This window comes from Streptococcus suis, assembly GCF_046032535.1.
GTDB classification, from domain to species: domain Bacteria; phylum Bacillota; class Bacilli; order Lactobacillales; family Streptococcaceae; genus Streptococcus; species Streptococcus suis_AK.
Genome location: NZ_JARQPL010000053.1, coordinates 1 through 5,238, shown reverse-complemented (window position 1 = coordinate 5,238; position 5,238 = coordinate 1). Strand labels below are relative to the sequence as shown.

At 40.7% G+C, this 5,238-nt stretch carries 1 protein-coding gene and 1 pseudogene; both read left to right on the top strand.

Features of this window, described 5'->3' with window-relative positions; all coding sequences use genetic code 11:
- Nucleotides 1–426 (top strand): hypothetical protein (locus P7J58_RS10740; protein ID WP_408572584.1); only part of this gene is annotated, 426 nt, incomplete at its 5' end.
- Between the two features lie 49 nt (nucleotides 427–475).
- A pseudogene (locus P7J58_RS10735) lies at nucleotides 476–5,238 on the top strand (N-6 DNA methylase); the annotation flags it as partial.

Sequence of the window (5,238 nt, the reverse complement as noted above, 5' to 3'; positions counted from 1 at the left end):
GTTTATCAAGATTATATGGATGAAGATGACCTGTCCTTGATTAGTGATGAGCTACAAGTTAAAGTGGATGGTTATCAGGATGAAATACAGGCGGATATAACTGATATTCTGGAAAAACTGTACCGAACAGGTGAAGGCACTAGTTTTATTATGGATTTAATGTCCTCAAACAGTCTTTCAGACACCTTGGAACAGTATGAAGTTTTAGATAGTGACGATTATTCACCACTTAGCCTTGAAACCTTACAGGCCATGATTCAACAGGACTTGGCCATTTCCAGTCAGGATTATTTTGGAGATCTGGTTCATCTTGCTTTGCAGAAAGATTTACTAGACCAGAAAAGTCATTTCTTACAACACTATGTGGCGACTTTGATGGAAGGTATGCCACAAGAAAAAGACCAACGAGCTTTGGTCCTAGATTAACGCAAAGGGCTGAGAAACACTCTCAGCCTTTTTAAAATGGGAGGGAAAAATGAATCAAGAAGTCTTACTACAAATGATGAGAGCCACCATTCCTCGTGATAGAGTCTTGCTTGAGGCATTTTTATATTACCAAGCAGAGCATTTTGATGAGGAGTGGGATAGTCTCGTTTATCAGTTTATGACTAATAGGCAGGAATTCAAAAGTCCTGTTCAGGTACTCCACTTTGAGATGGATGTTTCAGCTTTTGTCCAGGCTAGTCCTTATGATACTGCTCATGATCTATTGACATATACACAAGTATTCGGCCAAACTGGTCTACAAAAACTCGACAAACTATCGACGTCTGAAAAAGACTTGGTGATTGAAGTGGCCTTGTTTAATCTGGCCACTCGTTTTCAATTATTAGACTCAAATGGTCACTACCAAACCATATCGCCGGATTCACTCTTGCAAAAAAGTAGGGGAGCTAATTTGGTCAATGTTTACCGTGTGGCTAATAATTTAGCGGATAGGATCAGCCGAGATATTGAGCAGTTTCTCTTGACTTACGAGCCTGAGCTTGAAACAAGAGCGGATGAAACTGTTCTAGAAAATGAAGAAACTGTTGATGAGCACAAAACAAGTGTTCATCAGGCAATATCTTTTCGAGAAGAGGGCTCTCTGGTTATTGCTAGTTTGGATGTAGATTTGTCTCAACTGGATATCCGAACTGGAAAAACAAGTCATCTGCCAGCTTATGAAGAGTTATCTTTACGACGTAAATTTGAGATACTAACCTATTTTGACCAAGTTCGAAATGAACGTTCCAAAGTCCCACGTTTTAGACGAGGTGATTTTGATACTGAGATGGAAATGATACCAGTCTTTGAAGGAGAAGAGTTACTTACCTATCTAGAGGCTGATGGCAGTCCCTATGAGCTGAAACGAACGCTGACTCAAGTTGAGGAAAAGGAATTAGAAAAAATTGGACAAACCATTAGGGCAGAAAATCAAGAAAAATTGACTCAGGTAGGGATTGATTTATCTCAGTTTGACTCAGACCAAGTCGGTATTTTATTGGATGCGGTAGGTCGTTTTCGTTTGAAAAATGCGGACCTTGCATTATTAGGTGGCTATCCCAAAGCCTCGGTAACTCAACTGGCCCTTGCGACAGAACTACTCCAAATGGGACTAAGTCATGAAATGGTTGAATTTTTCTTTGGTAGTCAGCTTTTCATTGAAGAGTTGCGACAAGTTGCCTACGCCTTTTTACACCAAGAACTCAGTAGAGAAGATGCGGAACATTTTGAAAAAGATAAACGCAATCAGCCAGATTTAACCCTCAGAGATTGGATGAGCAAGCTAGAGAAAGCTGAGAGAAAAGAAGTAGTTGATGAAGAATTCGCGGAAAATCCACTAGTCCAGAGAGTATTGGACACTTATCCTCTGGGGTCATTGGTTTCCTATAAGGGACAGGACTTTGAGGTCGTGTCGGTCAGCGATGCTCGATTGAACGGTTTGATTCGGATTGAGTTAGTCAATGATTTTTCGGATATCATTGAACAAAATCCAGTTCTTTATATGAGGACCTGGGAAGAAGTCAGTCAGGCACTTCATCAGCTAAAGGAAGAAAAACAAACAGAATTAGAAGAAGCGGACCAAGAATTAAACCTATTCTCATTTCTGGAAGAGGAGCCAGTTCAGAGTATTGGACTATTGGAACCAGATGGTTCAGAAAAAGGTCATAACGATACTGAACTTGAAGAATCAGATAATCAAATTCCTGAAGAGGAAGTCGTCGAAACAATTCCAGAGATTCCAGTAACGGACTTTTATTTTCCAGAAGATATGACGGACTTTTATCCAAAGACTGCTAGAGATAAGGTTGAGACAAACATTGCGGCCATTCGTTTGGTAAAAAATCTAGAAGTAGAGCACCGCAATGCTTCATTAAGTGAACAAGAACTCCTTGCCAAGTATGTGGGCTGGGGTGGACTTGCCAATGATTTCTTTGATGACTATAATCCAAAATTTTCTATGGAACGAGAAGAACTGAAAAGCCTAGTCACTGATAAAGAGTATTCGGATATGAAACAGTCCTCCCTGACAGCCTATTACACAGACCCTGCCCTGATTCATCAGATGTGGGATAAGTTGGAAAGAGACGGCTTTACAGGTGGCAAAATCCTAGATCCTTCCATGGGAACAGGGAATTTCTTTGCTGCTATGCCCAAACACTTAAGAGAAAAGAGTGAGTTATATGGTGTGGAATTAGATACTATTACAGGAGCTATTGCCAAACACCTTCACCCGAATAGCCATATTGAGGTCAAAGGATTTGAGACGGTTGCTTTTAATGATGATAGTTTTGATTTGGTAATTTCAAATGTGCCATTTGCCAATATTCGGATCGCGGATAACAAGTACGATAAGCCTTATATGATTCATGACTATTTTGTTAAAAAATCCCTTGATTTGGTGCATGATGGTGGGCAAGTAGCCATTATCTCTTCAACAGGAACCATGGATAAGCGAACCGAAAACATTTTACAAGATATTCGTGAGACAACTGACTTTCTTGGTGGGGTTCGACTGCCTGATTCTGCCTTTAAGGCCATTGCAGGAACGAGTGTCACAACGGATATGTTATTCTTCTAGAAACACTTAGACAAGGGATATGTGGCAGACGACTTAGCCTTTTCAGGTTCCATTCGTTATGATAAGGATAGTCGCATTTGGCTCAATCCTTATTTTGATGGAGAATACAATAGCCAAGTGCTAGGAACCTACGAGGTCAGAAATTTTAACGGCGGAACACTTTCTGTTAAGGGGACTAGTGATGACTTGATTGCAAGTGTCCTAACTGCTCTAAATCACGTTAAGGCCCCAAGAGAGATTGATAGAAATGAGGTCATCATTAACCCAGATGTGTTGACCAAACAAGTCATTGATACCTCCATTCCAGCTGAAATGAGGGAGAATCTGGGTCAGTACAGTTTTGGTTACCAGGGTTCTACAGTTTACTATCGAGATAATAAAGGCATTCGAGTCGGAACCAAGACGGAAGAAATCAGTTACTATGTCGATGAAGAGGGTAACTTCAAAGCATGGGACACCAAGCATTCTCAAAAGCAGATTGATCGCTTTAATGCCTTAGAAGTGACTGATAGCACTGCTCTGGATGTCTATGTGACCGATGATGCAGCAAAACGTGGTCAGTTTAAGGGATATTATAAAAAGACAGTTTTCTATGAAGCTCCTTTGTCTGATAAAGAAGTGGCACGAATCAAAGGAATGGTTGATATTCGCAATGCTTACCAAGAGGTCATTGCCATTCAACGCCATTATGACTATGATAAGAAGATTTTTAACCACTTGTTAGGCAAACTCAATCATACCTATGATAGCTTTGTCAAACAATATGGGTATTTGAATAGTGCTGTAAACCGCAATCTTTTTGATAGTGATGATAAGTATTCGCTTCTTGCTAGTTTGGAAGATGAAAGTCTGGATTCAAGTGGAAAGTCTGTTATCTATACTAAATCTCTTGCCTTTGAGAAGGCTCTAGTGCGTCCTGAAAAAGAGGTTAAAAAGGTACATACTGCCCTTGATGCCTTAAATTCGAGCTTGGCTGACGGACGAGGTGTTGATTTCGCTTATATGATGTCTATCTATCAGGTTGAATCGCAGATGACCTTGATTGAGGAGTTAGGCGACCTCATTATACCTGATCCTGAGAAGTATTTGAATGGAGAATTGACCTATGTTTCTCGCCAAGACTTTCTGTCAGGTGATGTCGTCACTAAGTTAGAAGTGGTGGACCTATTTGTCAAACAAGACAATCAGGACTTTAACTGGTCACATTATGCAGGGCTACTAGAAACGGTCAAACCAGCCCGCATTACCTTGGCAGACATTGATTATCGAATCGGTTCACGCTGGATTCCTTTGTCTGTTTACGGAAAATTTGCCCAAGAAACCTTTATGAGGAAAGCCTATGAATTGTCAGACCAAGAAGTAGCAACAGTCCTTGAAGTCAGTCCCATTGACGGGGTTATCACTTACCAATCTAAGTTTGCCTACACCTATTCCAACGCAACGGATAGGAGTTTAGGTGTCCCTGGTTCACGCTATGATAGTGGCCGTAAAATATTTGAAAATCTCCTGAATTCCAATCAACCAACGATCACAAAACAAGTTGTTGAAGGGAATAAGAAAAAGAATGTGACGGATGTAGAGAAAACAACGGTCCTACGTGCCAAGGAAACACACCTACAAGAACTCTTTCAAGATTTTGTAGCAAGATATCCAGAAGTCCAACAGATGATTGAAGACACCTATAACAGTCTCTATAATCGTACGGTATCAAAGTCCTATGATGGTAGCCATTTAACCATTGATGGACTTGCCCAGAATATCTCCTTACGTCCTCACCAAAAGAATGCCATTCAACGGATTGTAGAAGAAAAACGTGCCCTACTAGCCCACGAGGTGGGGTCTGGAAAAACCTTGACCATGCTTGGGGCAGGATTCAAACTGAAAGAACTCGGAATGGTACATAAACCACTTTATGTGGTGCCGTCTAGTCTGACTGCTCAGTTTGGTCAAGAAATCATGAAATTTTTCCCAACCAAGAAAGTCTATGTGACCACTAAGAAAGACTTTGCCAAAGCCAAACGCAAACAGTTTGTATCACGTATTATCACAGGGGACTATGATGCCATTGTCATTGGGGATTCACAATTTGAGAAGATACCGATGAGTCGTGAAAAACAGGTCGCCTATATCAATGACAAACTCGAGCAACTCAGAGAAATCAAGCTAGGAAGTGA